The sequence below is a fragment of the Methylobacterium longum genome (assembly GCF_022179385.1).
Classification (GTDB): Bacteria; Pseudomonadota; Alphaproteobacteria; order Rhizobiales; family Beijerinckiaceae; genus Methylobacterium; species Methylobacterium longum.
Genome location: NZ_BPQS01000027.1, coordinates 1 through 16,255, shown reverse-complemented (window position 1 = coordinate 16,255; position 16,255 = coordinate 1). Strand labels below are relative to the sequence as shown.

Below are 16,255 nucleotides of genomic sequence, written 5' to 3'. Positions count from 1 at the left end.
CCGCGCCCCCGTGCGGGGGAGGGCGGTCTCCGGAGCGGGTCGGGAGAGGGACGCGACGGTGAGGACTGGAACCCCGAATGTCAGGTCGGCCGCGCCCCTTCCTGTACCCGGGTCCCCCAGTCCCGCCCCCTGCCGATGCAGGGGCGACCCTCCCCCGCAAACGGGGGAGGGGAGGGACGTCGCGCCCGTCTCGGACCGATGAGCGACCATCCTACCCCCGCTTGCCGAGCCAGTCGGCGATGCCCGAGCCCAGCAGCTTCTGGGCCTTGCCGCCGACGAAGACGCCGACATGGCCACCAGGCAGACCCATCTCTGTGTAATCGCTCGTGCCGATCCGGCCCTTCAGCGCCTGCGAGGTGGCGGGCGGGATGATGTGGTCGTCCTGCGCGAAGACGTTCAACACCGGGCAGGTGATCCGCTTCAGGTCCACCGTCCGGCCGCCGAGCTCGAAGGCGCTCCGCACCAGCTTGTTGTCCTGGTAGAGATCCTTCAGCCACTGCTTGGCCGCCTCGCCGGGATGGTCCGGACGGTCGGCGATCCACTTCTCCATGCGGAGGAAGTTCAGGAACTTCTTCTTGTCGTCCAGGGCGTCGAGCAAGTCGAGGTTGTACTTCGTCATGGTGCGCATCGGCGTCATCATCGAGAACACCGAGCCCATGAAGGCGCCGGGTAGGGTGCCCTGCGCGTCGATCAGCCGGTCGACATCCTCGGGCGTCAGCGAGCGCGTCCAGACGTTGATGAAGCCGTGGCCGGCGCGGGCGTCCCGGGCATCGGCGTGGAAGTCGATCGGCGTGATCGTCAGCACCATCGCGTTGACGGTCTCGGGATAGAGCGCCGCGTAGCAGGTGGTGAAGACGCCGCCCTCGCAGATCCCGAGCAGGCTGATCGTCTCCCGCCCGGCCGCCTCCTGGATGAAGGCGACGCACTCGGCGAGGTAGCCGTCGACGTAATCGTCGATGGTGACGTAGCGGTCGGCCCGGCCCGGATTGCCCCAGTCGACCACGTAGAGGTCGAGGCCGAGATTCAGGAGGTTGCGCACCAGCGAGCGGTCCTCCTGCAGGTCCGCCATCGTGTAGCGGCCGATCAGGCCGTAGACGATCAGGACCGGCGGCAGCCCCCGACTCTCGGCGAGGGGCCGGTAGCGGTAGAGACTCACCTTGTCCTGGCTCCAGACCAGATCCTTCGGCGTGGTGGCGATCGCGACATCCGCGTCGCGGACCTCCGCGAACAGCTTGGCGCCGGCACTGATGCGCTGGCCGAGGGTGCCGACCTCGGCGAGCATCTCGGCCGGGGTCAGGGCGAGCGGCGCGGCCGGCGCCTTCGGGGGCTCCGGGTTGGAGCTCTCCGGGGTGCGGCTCTCCTGGTCAGCCATGGGATTCCTCCGCGGCGCGCGCGCCGTCCGCCTTGGCTCTGGCCGCGCGGCGCTCGCGGCGGAGCGCCCGCACCTCGCGGCGCAGCTCGGTCAGGCTCTTGTGCACATCGTCGAGCTCGGCGCGGGTCGGCTGGCCGTAGAACTCGGACAGGAAGGCCGCGACATCCTGCTGGGCGAGCCGGAGGTCGGTGGAGGCCCGCAGCACCGTCCGCTGCGAGGTTAGGAACTTCTCCGAGCGCTGGACCTCCAGCAGGACCGCGTTGGCGGTCTCGATCCAGCGGGTCATCATGTCTCGGGCGGAGGCGAAGCTCTCGCCGCGCTCGGCGCGGGCATTGGCTTCCTGGGCGAAGGTGCCGGCGGCGCGCGTCCAGGCGTCCAGCATCACGGCCTGGTGCTCGCTCTGCGCCCGCCGCAGGCTCGCCCAAGCGGTGAACAGGGCCGCGTAGCGCCGCTCCGTCTGCCACAGATCGGCGAGCTGAGGTCCTTCGGCCATGCGGGTGAGCGCGGCGTCGAACTCGCCCGAGCCGCCGAGCCAGGCCTGGGGATCGAAGATCCGGGCCAGCACGGCGCCCGCGGTCGGGTCCGGCGCGCCGGGGCCGCCCTGCAGCGACGCCGTCAGGGTCTGGGACAACGCGGTCGCAGAGGTCCAGGCCTCGGTCAGCTTGGCCTGCGCGGTCGCGAGGCCGGAGAGATCGGCCGCCGGAAAGGTCGGCCAGCCGAAAGTGGGGGCTGACTGCCCGGCGCCGGGGGTAAGGAAGCCCGCGCCGGCCCGGGTCCAGAACTCGCCCATCGCGCGGAACGCGTCGAACTGGTCCATGCTGGCGTTCCTCCCGGCCGTTCCGGCCCCGCGATGCCGCAGAACGTGTCGTCAGCGCACGGGCTCGATCGCCCGTCGCGCAAACCCTTGATCGCTCCCGCCCTGAACCCTCATCCTGAGGTGCCGGAGCGCAACGGAGGCCTCGAAGGAGGGCTCCAGGGACGGCAGCGGCTTCTGGAGGGCTCCTTCGAGGCGGCTTCGCCGCACCTCAGGATGAGGTCGAGAATGGCGAGACGCGCCCTCACGCCGCCGGGCGCGTCTCACCGAGGGCCTCGGCGTAGATCGCAAAGGCGTCGTCGTAGGTGACCTCGCGCGGGTTGTTCACGAGGAGCCGCGTCTGCTTCATCGCGTCGGTGGCCATGCGCTCCAGGTCCTGCCGGGCGACGCCGACCTCGGCGAGGGAGGCTGGCACCTTGCAGTCGCGGCAGATCGCGTCGAGGCTCTCGACGAAGCGCTTGGCGGCCTCAGGCTGCGGCAGATCCGCGGCGGCCGGGTCGAGGATCGGCGCCAGCTCGGCGTAGAGTCCCTCCGCGTGGGAGAGGTTGAAGCGCATCACCCCCATCAACACGAGGGCGTTCGAGAGCCCGTGCGGCACGTGGAAGAGTGCGCCGACCGGGTAGGCGAGGGCGTGCACCGCCGCGACCGGCGCGTTGGCGAAGGCCATGCCGGCCAGCATCGAACCGAGCAGCATGCCGGAGCGCGCCTCGAGGTTCTTGCCGTCCGTGCAGGCGGTGCGGATGTTGGCCGAGAGCAGCGCCAACGCCTGCTTGGCGAGCTGGTCGGAGATCGGGTTCTTCTTGTTCTTGCTGGTGAAGGCCTCGATGGCGTGGACCATGGCGTCGATGCCGGTGGCGGCCGTCACGTGGGACGGAAGGCCCAGCGTCAGCTCCGGGTCGAGCACCGCCCAGTCGGGCAGGAGCTTCGGGGCGACGACGCCCTTCTTCTCGGTGGTCGGCGTCGTGACGATCGAGATCGGCGTCACCTCGGAGCCGGTGCCGGCCGTTGTGGGTACGAGGATCAGCGGCAGGCGGTCGCCCTTGGCGAGGCCGACGCCGTAGATCGCGTCGAGCGGCTCGTCCGACTTGGCGAGGTAGGCCACGAGCTTGGCGGTATCGAGCGCCGAGCCGCCGCCGATCGACAGGACGAGATCGGTCCCGAGCTCCCGGGCGCGCCTGGCTGCCGCCTCGATCACCGTGGAGGGCGGGTCGGCAACTACGTCCTCGTAGACGTCCAGGGTGACGCCCGCGGAGGTCAGAGCCGTCTCGGCGGCCCGGGTCAGCCCGGCGCCGCGCACGCCCTTGTCGGTGACCAGCAGGACGCGCTTGGCCCCGAAACTGCCGACGATCTCCGGCAGCTTCCGGGAGGCGCCGGCCTCGAACAGCACGTTCGGCGTGGTCTGGAAGGTGAACGGATTCATCGCGCTTCCCTGTCTTGCATGCCGAGTCTCTGCGAGGCCAAGGTCACTCGGCGGGCTCGAAATCCTTCACCTTCGCGCGCAGCTCGTCGACCAGCACGCGGGTGTTCTCGGAATAGTCGATCGGCACCGCCACGAGGTGGACGCCGCCCGCCGCGAAGGCCCGGTCCAGGGTCGGCACGAGGTCGTTGACCGATTCGACCCGGTGGCCGGTGGCCCCGTACGACTTGGCGTAGAGAACGAAGTCCGGATTGTTGAAGGTCATGCCGTAATCGGCGAACTTGTCGACGGCCTGCTTCCAGCGGATCATCCCGTAGGCCGAGTCGTCGAGCACCAGCACCACCAGATTGAGCTTGAGCCGCACCGCGGTCTCCATCTCCTGGCTGTTCATCATGAAGCCGCCATCGCCGCAGACCGCCATGACGCGGCGGTTCGGGTAGAGCATCGCCGCCATCATGGCCGAGGGCAGGCCCGCGCCCATCGTGGCCAGCGCGTTGTCGAGGAGCAGCGTGTTGGCGACGTAGGTCCGGTAGTTCCGGGCGAACCAGATCTTGTACATGCCGTTGTCGAGGCAGACGATGCCATCCTCGGGGATCACCCGGCGCACGTCGCGCACGAGGCGCTGCGGGGTCACCGGGAAGCGATCCTCGCCGGCCCGGTCACCGATATGGGTGAGGATGTGCTCGCGCAGGTGCAGCAGCGCGCCGGCGTTGGGGAGCTTGCCGTCGAGCTTCTCGGCGAGCAGCTTCAGGGTCGGTCCGAGATCGCCCACCACCTCGGCGTCGGGGTAGTACACCTGCTCGACGTTGGCCGGCATGTAGCTGATGTGCAGGACCTTCTGGTCGGCCTGGCCCATGAAGAAGGGCGGCTTCTCGATCGTGTCGTGGCCGATGGCGATGATCAGGTCGGCCCGGTCGATCGCCTCGTGGACGTAGTCGCGCTCGGAGAGCGCCGCGGTGCCCATGTAGAGGTCGGTCCCGCCCGCGACGGTGCCCTTGCCCATCTGGGTGGTGAAGAACGGGATGCCAGTGCGCTGCACGAAGCCGCCGAGCTCGCCGGTGGCGCGGGGGCGGCTCGCGGCGGCGCCCAGCATGATCAGCGGGCGCTTGGCCTTCAGGATCATGGCGGCGGCGCGCTCGATGGCGGCCGGGTGGGCGACCGGGATATCGATCGGGTGCGAGGGCACCAGATGAGCCTCGGCCTGTTCCGAGGCGATGTCCTCGGGCAGCTCCAGCAGCACCGGTCCGGGCCGCTCCTCGGTGGCGACCCGGAAGGCGTCGCGCACGATGCTGGGGATCGAGGAGGCCGAGACGATCTGCCGGGCCATCTTGGTGATCGGCTTCATCGAGCTGATCACGTCGACGATCTGGAATTTCGCCTGGCGCGAGGACAGGATGCCCTTCTGTCCGGTGATGATGATCATCGGCATGGCGCCGAGATGGGCGTAGGCCGCGCCGGTGGAGAAATTGAGCGCGCCCGGGCCCAGCGTCGAGAGGCAGACGCCGGGACGGCCGGTGAGGCGGCCGTGGGTGGCGGCCATGAAGCTCGCCGCCTGCTCGTGGCGGGTCAGGACCAGCTCGATCTTGGAATTGCGCAGGGATTCGACGACGTCGAGATTCTCTTCGCCGGGGATCCCGAAGATGCGGTCGACGCCCTCGTTCTCGAGGGCCGCCACGAGTAGATCTGAACCCTTGGGCATGCGAAGTCTCGCTGATGCAACGGCGCGCCCGCGATCCCGGTCCGCTCCTGGCCCGCGCGTCGAGCGGCCTCCAACGGAACGGCACGGGACGAAGAAACGCTTCCCGAATAGCGGTTCGTTAGAGGGCCGGCCCGTAGAGCGGTCAAGGGCCGCGCAGGGTCGGAAAGTCACAGAGCCGGGCGGATGCTACCGTATGGAAGTCTGCCCGGTGCCGGGATGACGTCCGTAAGGTCGAGGCGGTCCGGCGCGCACGGATTGGTTATCGATGGACCGCCTGGAAAGCGACAAGACAGCGCCGGATGACGGGGACGCGCATGCCTCGGCCGCGGCATCGGTGCTCGCACCGATCGCCGATTTCCCCCGCATCGACCTGCGCGCGGGGGTCGAATCCTGGGACAAGCGCCGCCACGCCGGCAAGCGGCTGCGCGCCGAGGTGCCCCACGCGGCCCAGGCCGTGCTCAAAGCCGATTCGGACCGGCCGGACCCGGTCGACCTGATCGAGGCGGCGCACGAGGGCCGCCAGCCGCACCTGCTCCCGCTGCGGGTCGCCCGGATGGCGAGTTCGCCCTTCGCGTTCCTGCGCGGAGCCGCGCCCGTGATGGCCTGGGACCTGTCGCGTGGCCCCCGCAGCGGTATCGACGTCGTGATGAACGGCGACGCCCACATCGACAATTTCGGCCTGTTCGGCACGCCCCAGCGCGACATCGTCCTCGATCTCAACGACTTCGACGAGGTGACGATCGGCCCCTGGGAATGGGATCTCAAGCGCCTTGCGGCCGGCCTCGCGGTGGCCACAGCGGATGCCGGCGCGACGGCGGGGGAGCGGCGCAACGCCGTCATGGAGGTGGTCGCCGGCTATCAGCAGACGATGCGGCGCCTTGCGCCGCAGGGATCGCTGGACGTCTGGTACCAGACCACGCGCGCCGATACCCCGCACATCGCCGGTCTGCGGATGGACATGGAGGCCCGGGCCGTGGTGCGGCACGCGGTGGACAAGGCCCGGCGCCGGAACAACCGCAGCCTGCTCGGGCAGGTCGCGGAGCGGCGCACCGACGGCAGCTGGCGTCTGCAGGCTGATCCGCCGATCCTGACTCCGGTCGACGAGGCGACGCGCGAGGGCGTCGTCACCGGCCTGGAACGCTACGCCGAGACCCTGCCCCGCGAGCGCCGCTTCATGCTCGACCGCTATCATGTGGTCGACGTCGCCCATCGCGTCGTCGGGATCGGGAGCGTCGGAACCCGTGCCTACCTCGCGCTGCTGTTCGGCAATTCTGACGCCGACGCGCTGTTCCTGCAGGTCAAGGAGGCGGTCCGCCCCGCCCACGCCCCGTACCTGCCGGGCATGCCCGCACCCTATGCGGGGCACGAGGGCGAGCGCGTGATCTACGGTCAGCGGCTGCTCCAGGCGGTGGGCGATCCGCTCCTCGGCTGGACCAGCATCGCGGGGCGGCCGTTCTACGTGCGGCAGATGAAGAACCTGAAGGGCGCGCTCCCCCTGGCGCGGATGTCCGGCGCGCCGCTGCTGACCTTCTCGTACGCCTACGGGGCGCTGCTCGCCCGCGCCCACGCCCGGACCGGGGACGCGGCGGCGATCGCCGGCTACTGCGGAAGCGGCAAGCATCACGACCTCGGCGGCGCGATCGCCGACTGGGCGGCGGCCTATGCCGAGCGGAACGCGGCGGATCACGCGCTCTTCCGCAAGGCGATCGATCACGGGCGCCTTGCGGCGGCGGACGATCCGTGCCTGTGACGCGACCCCTCAGATCACCCCCTGGACCGGCGCTTCGCCGGCCAGCCGCACCAGGAGGTCGCGCAGCCAGCGATGGGCCGGGTCGCGGTCGTAGGAGGCGTGCCAGAGCATCGACACGGCCACGTCGTCCAGGGGCACCGGCACGGGGCTGACGCTGAGCGCCAGGGCACTGGCGAAGGCGGTGGCGAGCCGCGCATGCATCGTGGCGATCACCGGCGCGGCGCGGACCATGAAGGGCACGACGAGGAACCGCGGCGTCGTCACCGCCAGGGTACGCGAGCGGCCGATACGGGCGAGCGCGTCGTCAACAACCCCGTGAGCGGTCTCGCGCAGGGATGTCAGGACATGGGGGAATCGCAGGTAGTCGTCGAGCCCGATCGGCGGATGGAGGCCGATCAGCGCGGCGTTGAACAGCACGACGTAGCTGTCCCGGTAGAGAAGCCGCTGTTTGTGGTGCAGCTGACCCTCGGAGAACAGCCCGATGGCGAGATCCACCCGGTCGGCATCGAGCTCGTCCAGGATCCGGGTCCGGTCGATCGAGCGCAGCAGCAACCTGATCCCGGGAGCCTCCTGGCGGAGCTGCGCGATCAGTCGCGGCCCGAGGAGCGCCTCGACGCTGTCGGGCAGGCTCACCGTGAACGTCCGCGCCACGGTCGCCGGATCGAAGCGATCCTCCCGATGCACCAGCGCCTCAACCTGCCGGAGCGTGGCGCGCAACGGCTCGGCGATCTTGAGGGCCCGGGGCGTCGGCCGCATCCCGTCCGGCGCCCGGGTCAGGAGCTCGTCGTCGAACAGGCGGCGCAGGCGGGCGAGGCTCGAACTCATCGCCGACTGGCCGATCCCGACCCGGGCGGCCGCCCGGGTGACGCTGCGTTCGTCGAGCAGCGCGTCCAGGGCGACCAGCAGGTTCAGGTCGATCCGGCTGAGATCGATATGGTCAATGGCCACGGGCGTCACTGTCGCTTGAGCTCGCCGAGCTATAGCAACATCCACGGCCAGCGGCGTGCGTTAGCGGGCCTATCCAACCACGACCTCGGGATGCGGTCGCGGGTGGGAGGTTCCGGACCGGACAGACCTCAAGCCGGCAGCGGCTCTCGCGGCTCCGTATGGTCGAAGAGGCGCGGCGGCGGGATCTCGTCCCGGGCCCCCATCCGCGCGACGAGGTGATCGGCGACACGCAGCGCGTTGGCGATGATCGTCAGGGTCGGGTTCACGGCGCCGATCGACGGGAAGAAGCTGGCGTCGGTGACGTAGAGGTTGTCGAGTTCGTGCGCCTTGCAATTCCGGTCGAGGACAGAGGTGGCCGGATCGTCGCCGAACCGCAGGGTCCCCGCCTGGTGCGCCGTCCCGCCGATCGGGACGTTCTTGCCGAGGTAGAGCGATCGGTCGAACAGGTGCGGATGGATGTCGGTGAAGCTGCAGATGGCGCGCAGCTTCTGCCGGAGCCGCTTGTGCGCTTCGACGTTCGTCTCCGTGAGGTCGAGATGGACCTTTCCGTCCTTATAGTAGACCCGGTTCTGGGCCAGCGGCACGTCCTCCGAGGTCAGCCAGAAATCCACGGAGTGCTTGGCGATCCAATCGAAGGGTTTGTCGGGGAACCATTGCAGGAAGCCCGGCAGGCCCTCGCCGTGGATCTGGACGCCGTCCGACTTGCCGACCATCTGGATGTGACCGAGGGGGAAATCCCAATCGTCCGTCGGATCCGGATCGCCGAAGTAGAAGTCGTTCAGACCGAGGGTCTTCTGGAAGCGCGTCGGATTCGGCGTCTTGGAGATTGCCAGCACCGTCGAGTTGTTGTGGCGCATGTAGTTGCGCCCAACCTGATCCGAACCGTTGGCGAGACCGTTCGGATGCCGGTCGCTGGCCGAACGCAGGAGCAGCAGTGCCGAGGAGAGGGCGCCGCAGGCCACCACTACGATGTCGGCCGAGGCCTCGAAGGGCGCGCCGTCCCGGCTGCCGGCGACGCCGGTGACGGTGCGGCCTGACGGATCCGTCACGAGCCGCTCGATGTAGGTCCGGGTCAGGAGCGTCAGGTTCGGGCAGTCGCGCAGGGCGGGATCCACCACCATAGTCTGGGCGTCGGACTTGCCGTTGGTGGGGCAGGGGAAGCCGTCGAACGATTCGCACTTGATGCAGGGCGAGGTGGAGATGGCCCGTCCGTCTTTCTCCACGAGCCGCACGCCCACCGGCAGGTGGAACGGGTGATGTCCGGCCGCCTTCAGGTTGTCGAACAGCTCCTGGATCCGCGGCTCGTGGGAGACGGGCGGATGCGCGTAGGGCTTCGTCGACCAGGGCTCGGTGGGGTCCTCACCGCGCAGGCCGTGGACGTGGAACAGCTCCTCCGCGGCCTGATAGTACGGCTCGAACGTGTCGTAGCCCACCGGCCAAGCCGGCGCGATACCGTCCTGGTGGCGGATCTCGGTGAAATCCTTCTCGCGCAGGCGGAAGAGGATTGAACCGTAGAATTTGGAATTTCCACCGACATAGTAATGCAGCCCAGGGTGAAAGCTCTTGCCGTCCGAGGAGTACCAAGTCTCCGTGGCCTGGTAGTAGCCATCGACGATCACCGCCTGGCTGTCCCAATTGCGCGGCTCGCGCAGGAGGTAATCCCCGCGCTCGATCAGCAGGATCCGCTTGCCCGTCTGCGCGAGACGCCACGCCATCGTCCCACCCCCGGGGCCGGAACCGACGATGATGACGTCGTAGTGCTCACCGGACATGTGCCGTCTCCGTTCGGGTCTCGGTCCAGGCAGGCAACTCGCGAGTCGCGGTTCGGATCATGCCCCCGCTCCGTTTCGTGCACACCCGTTGTCAGGCTCCGACGCCGCGCTGACCGCAACCACCAGTTAAGCGCCTTTCCCAACGCGACCTTCAGCTTCAGCTGCGATCCTGTTTGGACCGGCCCCCGCCGGGGAGGCAGGCATGATCGAGGATATCGCGCTGGTCCTGGCGCTCCTGGTAGCGGCGATCCTGGCGCTCGGCCGCTGGCGTTCGCGCGGCGCGCTGTACGACGAGAACGAGGCCGAGCGGCTGCAGGACCGCATCTGGCGCATCAGCGAGAGCGAGGACCGCTACCGCGCGCTGGTGGCCGCCACCACCGAGATCATCGTCCAGCGCGATGCCCGCGGGCGCATCACCTACGCCAACGACGATTTTGCCCGCCTCCTCGGCCGCGAGCCCCTCGACCTGCTTGGCTCCCAGACGGATCTCGAGATCCTCGACCGCAACACCGTCGAGATCGGGCAGGACGGGGTGCGCCGCATGGAGGCGCAGGTCCGTGCCGCGGACGGTCGCGTGCGCTGGTTCGCCTTCGTGGAGATGCCGGTGGCGCACGGCGACGCGATGCATTGGCTGCGTGCCGGCCGCGACGTGACCGCCCGGGTCGAGGCGATCCGCAGCCGCAACGCCGCCCTGGAGCGTGCCGAGTCGGCGAGCGTGGCGAAATCCCGCTTCCTAGCGACGGTGAGCCACGAGATGCGCACGCCGCTGAACGGGATCCTCGGCATGGCCGATCTCGTGCTTGGGACCGACCTCAACCCGGAGCAGCGCACCTACGTGGAGGCGGTCCGTACCAGCGGCCAGGCGCTGCTCGGCCTGATCGACGGGGTGCTCGACTTCTCGCGGATCGAGGCCGGACGCCTCGACCTCGCGGCCGAGCCGTTCGACCTGCCGGTCCTCGCCGAAGGCGTGGTCGAACTCCTGGCGCCGCGGGCGCAGGACAAGGGGATCGAGATCGCCCTCGACGTCGCCGAGGATTTCCCTGCCGCGGTGGTGGGCGACGCCGACCGGGTGCGACAGATCCTGATCAACTTGGCCGGAAACGCCATCAAGTTCACCGACCGCGGTGGCGTGGGCGTCACCCTGGGCTTCACCCGTACCGCGGACGGTGGCGAGGTCGTGCTCGCGGTGGCTGATACCGGACCGGGAATCCCGGAGGAGCGGCTCCCCATCCTGTTCGAGGAGTTCGAGCAGGGCGACGGCAGTTCGAGCCGCAGCCACGAGGGCACGGGCCTCGGGCTCGCCATCACCCGGCGTCTCGTCACCCGCATGGGCGGCCGGATCGAGGCGGATTCGCGCGTCGGGCGCGGCTCGACCTTTCGGGTCGTGCTCCCCCTCGCGGAGAGGGACGGCGCAGCGCACGACAGGCGCGTTCCGCTGCCGCCGCTCTCCGCCCGGCGCTGTCTGATCGTGGCCGATTCGCCCTTCCAGGCTCCCTACCTCGCCCGCCTCCTGTCCCGGGCCGGGGCGGCGACGGTGATTGTGGACAGCCTCGACTCGGGCCTCGACGCCCTCTCCGGCGCCACGTTCGACGTGGTGCTGGCCGACCGGGCACTCGGCGACGGGGTGGTGCGGCAGATCGCGGACGCCGCGCATGCCTGCGGGGTACGCACCAGCCTCGTACTGCTCTCGCCCTTCGATCGGCGCGGCTTCGGCTCCCCGGGTGCCGCAGGCTTCGACGGCTACCTGATCAAGCCGGTCCGCCCCCGCTCACTGTTCGAGCGCCTGCTCGCGCCGGCCGCGACGCCGGAGAGTGCGACCGCACCACCCGCGGCACCGCCGCGGACCGGCTGCGGGATGCGGGTGCTTCTCGCCGAGGACAACCCGATCAACGCGTTGCTGGCGACCCGGGCCTTGGAGCGCCTGGGCGCCACGGTGGTCCACGCGGTGGACGGCGTCGAGGCGCTGGAGCGGCTGCAGGTCGAGGGGCCGTTCGATCTGGCGCTGATCGACGTCCGCATGCCCCGCCTCGACGGCCACGAGACGGCCCGTCGCATCCGGGCGGCCGAGTCCACCGGTACCGGACGGCTCCGCCTCGTCGCGCTCACGGCGAATGCCGGCCGCGAGGACGAGATCGCGGCGCGGGAGGCGGGATTCGACGGGTTTCTGGCCAAGCCGCTCAACCTGAAGCTCCTCCCCCCCTTGCTCGAGCGGCAATCCGCACAGGCGGCCTGATCTTGCTCGGTCGCGCCGGCAACCCGTCAAGGCGGCGGCGACGGGTTCGCCACAGCGGGTTGGGAAGGCATGCGTGACCAGCACCAGATCCCGCCGGGCGCTTCGTGCCCTCCACGCGCGAAGCCTCGGGGCCACCACAGGGATCTCGGGTGACGCGAGGCCGGTCGGCGCGGCGCTCCCGTGCATTCGCCGAAGCGCCCGATCCGACCCGCGTTGACAGCGGGGCGCATCCCGCGCCAACAGAGCGTCCATGTCGACAGCCCACTCCCCGTCGCCCGCACCGCGCTCCTCGAGCGGCGCGCTCGCCGCATGGGGCACGGCAGCCCTCGTGATCGCCACAGTCCTCATCGGAGCACTGGCGCCGACGCGTCATAGCGCGCCGGTTCGCGCGGTCGCCGAGGATCCGGCCTGCCTGGAATGGACCGACGGCTGCACGGTCTGCCAACGCCTTGCGGCGGGCCCGGCCTGTTCGCTGCCCGGCATCGCCTGCCAGCCCGCGGCGCCGCACTGCCTCCGCCGCCGCGACGGGTGAGCTTGGGCCACCCGGTACTGACGCGCCTCGCGGCGACACCACGGCGCCGGCGAGGACTACGCGGGATCGCTTGGCGCCGTTCGCACCATTCGCGCAGACGATGGCGAAGGCGATGCGTCCGGGGGCGCGCAGCATGAGTCCCTTCATGCCGCGCCTACGCTTCGCGCCGAGCCCGAACGGGCGGCTCCATCTCGGCCACGCCTACTCGGCGCTGCTCAATGCAGACCTCGCTCGCCGCATGGGCGGCATCTGTCGCCTCCGGATCGAGGATATCGACCCTGCACGCTCGAAACCTGACTTCATCGATGGGATTCGAACCGATCTCGCGTGGCTCGGGCTGACCTACCCGGAGCCGGTGCGGCATCAATCCCGGCACATGGCAGCCTACCGGACCGCCCTCGAGAACCTGATCGCCCGGAGGCTCGCGTATCCCTGCTTCTGCTCACGCGGGCAGATCCGAACCCGGGTCGCGTCCGGTGCCGTGGGTGGCGAGCGTTCCTGCGATCCCGACGGCGCACCGCTCTATCCCGGCACCTGCCGCAACGGCGATCCCGGGGCGGTGGCCGATCGCATTGCCCACGGGGATCCGCATACCTGGCGCCTCGACGTCGCGGCCGCCCTGCGCTGCGCCGGCGCCGCGCACGGCTACGTCGCCTTCGACGACTCCGGCGAGCGCCGGGTCGGTGCCGATCCGGCGCGCTGGGGGGATGCCGTGATTGCCCGGAGGGACGTGCCGACGAGCTACCACCTCGCGGTCGTCCACGACGACGCCGTGGAGGAGATCACGCACGTGGTCCGCGGCCGGGACTTAGAGGCGGCGACCGATCTCCACGTGCTCTTGCAGGCCCTGCTTGAATTGCCCCAGCCGCGCTACCGGCATCATTCGCTGATGCGCGACGCCGGGGGCGAGAAGCTCGCCAAGTCGCGCGGCTCGCAGACCCTCGCCGACCTTCGGCAGGCCGGTGTCACGCCGGAGGCCATCCGTGCCCGCCTCGGCTTCGCCTGAGACGGACGCCGGCGCGTCAGCGCACGACCGCGTCGCGCTGAGCGATCGCCGTGGCGCTCTTCGATTTCTGCATGGTGGCGTCGATCTGTTCGCGCTGGCGCTTGAACTCGGCGAGCATTCGCCCGTCGAGCTCGCGGCCGCGCGGGACACGGATCTTCATCGGATCGACGAAATGGCCGTTGATGATGACCTCGTAGTGCAGGTGCGCGCCGGTCGACAAACCGGTGGACCCGACATAACCGACGACCTGGCCCTGCCGGACCTTGACGCCCTCGCGGATGCCCCGACCGATCCGGGACATGTGGTTGTAGGTCGTGACGTAACCGTTGACGTGCTGCAGCTCGACCCGGTTGCCATAGCCGGAGGTCATTTCGGCGCGGATCACCACGCCGTTGCCGGCGGCCATGATCGGCGTACCCACCGGATTCGACCAGTCGACCCCGGTGTGCAGCTTGGCGTAGCCCAGCACCGGATGGCGTCGGTAGCCGAAGCCCGAGCGCATGATGCCGTCCGCGATGGGCTTGCGCAGCAGGAACTTCTTGAGCGAGCGCCCCTGCTCATCGAGGTAATCGATCGTGCCGTCGTCCGGGGATTGAAAGCGGTAGACCTTGCGGGTCTCGCCGCCCAGCGTCAGCGCGGCATAGAGCAGGTCGGGCCGGTCGGCACTGGCCTCGTCCTCGTAGGTGTAGAACACGTCCAGACCGTCGCCGCTGGCGATACGGCGCTGGAAGTCGAGATCGTAGCTGAAGACCCGGACGATGTCCTCGACGGTCGCGCGTGGCAGGTCGTGCCGCGCGGCGGTCTCGTACAGGCTCTGGTAGAGCCGCGGGCCGGATCCGGCATCCTCGTCCTCGTCCTCGCCGGCCTCGGCCTGGGGCTGCGCCTTGGATGACGGGGTGTCCTCGGCGGGGGGCGCCACCGAGACGAAGGCGCCGCGATCGTTGAGGGCCGCGATTCCCTCGATGCCGGACTCGCCGTAGAGCACCACGCGCGTCACCAAGCGCGGATCGCCAGGCCGGGGCCCGGGGGCGATCTGCACGCGCATCGGCTGGCCCTCGTTCAGGGCGGCGATGCGCGCCTTGCCGCCGAGCGCCGCGACGATGCCGCGGATCGCCTCATCGTTCGCCAGCCCCGTGGCCCTGAGCGTACCCTCCAAGGTGTCGCCGCGCTTGAGCGCGAGGTCGCGCTCTTCCACGAGCGGCGCCTCGTTGGGCTTCAGCTCGACCTTGGAGACCTTGGTGACGTTCTCGGGTACGACCAGCACCTCGATGGATTTGAACGGGTTTGCCTCCTTGGCAACCGCACCGTCGCCGGCGGCGCCCTGCTGCAGCGTGCGCGACAACAGGATCTGCGGGGCGATCGGGATGGCGGCACGGCGCCCGGCTTCGGCGGCGATGCGGCGCTCCTCCTCGACCTGAGCGGTAACGTCGTCGTCGCTGAGCGCCGGGGCGTTGGCGTCGACCGGCGCTTCGAGGAGATCGCGCTTGACGACGCTGACCTCCGCGCTCGGCGTGTCGGTCGCTTCGGGCGCACGCTCGAGGGGCTCGTCCGAGACGAACTTCATGGGATCAAAGCGCGGCGGTTCGCTGGCGTAGACGCCCGTGGTCATGGACAGCGGGGCGCTGAGGCGGACGAAGGCCTTCGCCTTGATGATCTCGCGGTCGCCGAGCCGGACCGTCACCGGCGCGCGGAAACTCTGCTTGGCAGAGGCGATCATCAGGTTGCGCACCAGCCGGTCGCCCTTCCGGGCGATATTGGCACCGCTCTCGCTGGGTTGAGGCCGGGCCACCACGACCGCCTTCTCGGGGATCGCCGCGAACGACACGTCACCCTGCAGGGAAACATGGAGCGCCGCAGCGATGAGAGCCGCGCCGGTCAAGCCGGTCAGTGTGCTGGCACAGAGCCAGCGCAGGTTCACGGCGCGCCGATCGATCTGGCTCGTGGAGGCGCCGAGATGGTCCAGCGGCGCCTGCACCCCGTGGGCCGGGGCAAGAGCCGCCACGTCGCCGATCTTGAGTCGCTCGCGCTTCACTCGAAGGCCCTGAAAAGACGCTGGTGACCGGATCCGCCGACCGGATCTACCATGCCGGGCGCGATCCCGCGCCCGCTCGAACCATCTCACGAGGCAGGGTGTCGAGATTGAGGCGTCGCGACGGGCTCATGGCTCCCAGCCGCCCGCGCGCACCACGCCGAGCGACCCGACTCGGCAGACCGCGGAAACGCAGGAAAACTTTTTGCAGACGGCTGTTGACGGGTCGGAGCGGTGGATCTATACCCCGGTTCATCGGCGCCGGCCGCGGAAGTGGACCGGGCGCTGAGCCATCTTCTGACAAGCGGCGGGACTGGCCGGCGAAGTAGCCGGGTGGTCCTCTGTTTGCCTGTGATGAGCCCCGGGGTTCCGGGGTGTTCTTTGACAAGTTGGATTGAGGAAGGGAGACGCGGGCGGCGTTTGTCCTTGCGGCCAAGCTTTAGGGCTTGGCGTGAGAGACTTGTGCCGATCTGTTGTTCTTCTTTCTGAGCTCACCGACGGGTGTTGAGCGCTGTGAAGCGTCTGGCACTTGGTCGATGTGAGGCTCCGTCTGAGAATATATGTGATCGGCCAGATCAATCTCTTCAACGTGAGAGTTTGATCCTGGCTCAGAGCGAACGCTGGCGGCAGGCTTAACACATGCAAGTCGAGCGGGCCCTTCGGGGTCAGCGGCGGACGGGTGA

11 protein-coding genes and 1 rRNA gene are annotated in these 16,255 nt (G+C 69.6%); 5 read left to right on the top strand and 7 right to left on the bottom strand.

Annotation, left to right across the window (positions count from 1 at the left end):
• Positions 1-211: 211 nt before the first annotated feature.
• From phaC to MFF58_RS20330, 4 genes are all read right to left on the bottom strand, one after another.
• A complete protein-coding gene (phaC, locus tag MFF58_RS20345) occupies positions 212-1,282 on the bottom strand; it encodes a class III poly(R)-hydroxyalkanoic acid synthase subunit PhaC (protein ID WP_238290762.1) in 1,071 nt (356 codons plus the stop codon).
• A gap of 82 nt (positions 1,283-1,364) precedes the next feature.
• Positions 1,365-2,189 (bottom strand): poly(R)-hydroxyalkanoic acid synthase subunit PhaE, encoded by an 825-nt coding sequence (locus MFF58_RS20340; RefSeq protein WP_238290708.1) that lies wholly within the window; start codon positions 2,187-2,189, stop codon positions 1,365-1,367.
• Between the two features lie 241 nt (positions 2,190-2,430).
• Entirely contained in the window at positions 2,431-3,606 is a 1,176-nt protein-coding gene (locus MFF58_RS20335; RefSeq protein ID WP_238290707.1) for an iron-containing alcohol dehydrogenase, read from the bottom strand.
• A gap of 43 nt (positions 3,607-3,649) precedes the next feature.
• Positions 3,650-5,302: an acetolactate synthase large subunit gene (locus MFF58_RS20330; RefSeq protein WP_238290706.1), complete on the bottom strand. Its 1,653-nt coding sequence runs from the start codon at positions 5,300-5,302 to the stop codon at positions 3,650-3,652.
• Between the two features lie 265 nt (positions 5,303-5,567).
• Between MFF58_RS20330 and MFF58_RS20325 the strand changes: the two genes are divergently transcribed.
• A complete protein-coding gene (locus MFF58_RS20325; RefSeq protein ID WP_238290705.1) occupies positions 5,568-7,052 on the top strand; it encodes a DUF2252 domain-containing protein in 1,485 nt (494 codons plus the stop codon).
• Positions 7,053-7,061: 9 nt separating this feature from the next.
• Here the strand turns inward: MFF58_RS20325 and MFF58_RS20320 are convergent, their stop codons facing one another.
• Positions 7,062-8,000 (bottom strand): LysR family transcriptional regulator, encoded by a 939-nt coding sequence (locus MFF58_RS20320; protein ID WP_238290704.1) that lies wholly within the window; start codon positions 7,998-8,000, stop codon positions 7,062-7,064.
• Positions 8,001-8,128: 128 nt separating this feature from the next.
• Complete coding sequence (locus MFF58_RS20315) at positions 8,129-9,772, bottom strand: GMC oxidoreductase (RefSeq protein ID WP_238290703.1); 1,644 nt, start codon at positions 9,770-9,772, stop codon at positions 8,129-8,131.
• A gap of 202 nt (positions 9,773-9,974) precedes the next feature.
• Here MFF58_RS20315 and MFF58_RS20310 point away from each other — a divergent pair, with 202 nt between their 5' ends.
• The 3 genes from MFF58_RS20310 to gluQRS all read left to right on the top strand — a co-directional run bounded on the left by MFF58_RS20310 (position 9,975) and on the right by gluQRS (position 13,543).
• Positions 9,975-12,005 (top strand): ATP-binding protein, encoded by a 2,031-nt coding sequence (locus tag MFF58_RS20310; RefSeq protein WP_238290702.1) that lies wholly within the window; start codon positions 9,975-9,977, stop codon positions 12,003-12,005.
• Positions 12,006-12,255: 250 nt separating this feature from the next.
• On the top strand, positions 12,256-12,537 hold the full coding sequence (locus MFF58_RS20305) for a hypothetical protein (protein WP_238290701.1): 282 nt from the start codon (positions 12,256-12,258) through the stop codon (positions 12,535-12,537).
• Between the two features lie 145 nt (positions 12,538-12,682).
• Positions 12,683-13,543: a tRNA glutamyl-Q(34) synthetase GluQRS gene (gene gluQRS / locus MFF58_RS20300; RefSeq protein ID WP_238290700.1), complete on the top strand. Its 861-nt coding sequence runs from the start codon at positions 12,683-12,685 to the stop codon at positions 13,541-13,543.
• Between the two features lie 16 nt (positions 13,544-13,559).
• Here the strand turns inward: gluQRS and MFF58_RS20295 are convergent, their stop codons facing one another.
• Entirely contained in the window at positions 13,560-15,575 is a 2,016-nt protein-coding gene (locus tag MFF58_RS20295; RefSeq protein WP_238290699.1) for a M23 family metallopeptidase, read from the bottom strand.
• 582 nt (positions 15,576-16,157) lie between these two features.
• On the opposite strand from MFF58_RS20295, the gene MFF58_RS20290 reads away from it, so the two are divergent.
• Positions 16,158-16,255: ribosomal RNA gene (locus tag MFF58_RS20290) — 16S ribosomal RNA — on the top strand; the annotation flags it as partial.

Excerpts from the sequence above, each read along its gene's own strand:
- phaC (WP_238290762.1), bottom strand. The coding sequence starts at position 1,282 with ATGCTCGCCGAGGTCGGCACCCTCGGCCAGCGCATCAGTGCCGGCGCC.
- MFF58_RS20340 (WP_238290708.1), bottom strand. The coding sequence starts at position 2,189 with ATGGACCAGTTCGACGCGTTCCGCGCGATGGGCGAGTTCTGGACCCGG.
- MFF58_RS20335 (WP_238290707.1), bottom strand. The coding sequence starts at position 3,606 with ATGAATCCGTTCACCTTCCAGACCACGCCGAACGTGCTGTTCGAGGCC.
- MFF58_RS20330 (WP_238290706.1), bottom strand. The coding sequence starts at position 5,302 with ATGCCCAAGGGTTCAGATCTACTCGTGGCGGCCCTCGAGAACGAGGGC.
- MFF58_RS20325 (WP_238290705.1), top strand. The coding sequence starts at position 5,568 with ATGGACCGCCTGGAAAGCGACAAGACAGCGCCGGATGACGGGGACGCG.
- MFF58_RS20315 (WP_238290703.1), bottom strand. The coding sequence starts at position 9,772 with ATGTCCGGTGAGCACTACGACGTCATCATCGTCGGTTCCGGCCCCGGG.
- MFF58_RS20310 (WP_238290702.1), top strand. The coding sequence starts at position 9,975 with ATGATCGAGGATATCGCGCTGGTCCTGGCGCTCCTGGTAGCGGCGATC.
- MFF58_RS20305 (WP_238290701.1), top strand. The coding sequence starts at position 12,256 with ATGTCGACAGCCCACTCCCCGTCGCCCGCACCGCGCTCCTCGAGCGGC.
- gluQRS (WP_238290700.1), top strand. The coding sequence starts at position 12,683 with ATGCCGCGCCTACGCTTCGCGCCGAGCCCGAACGGGCGGCTCCATCTC.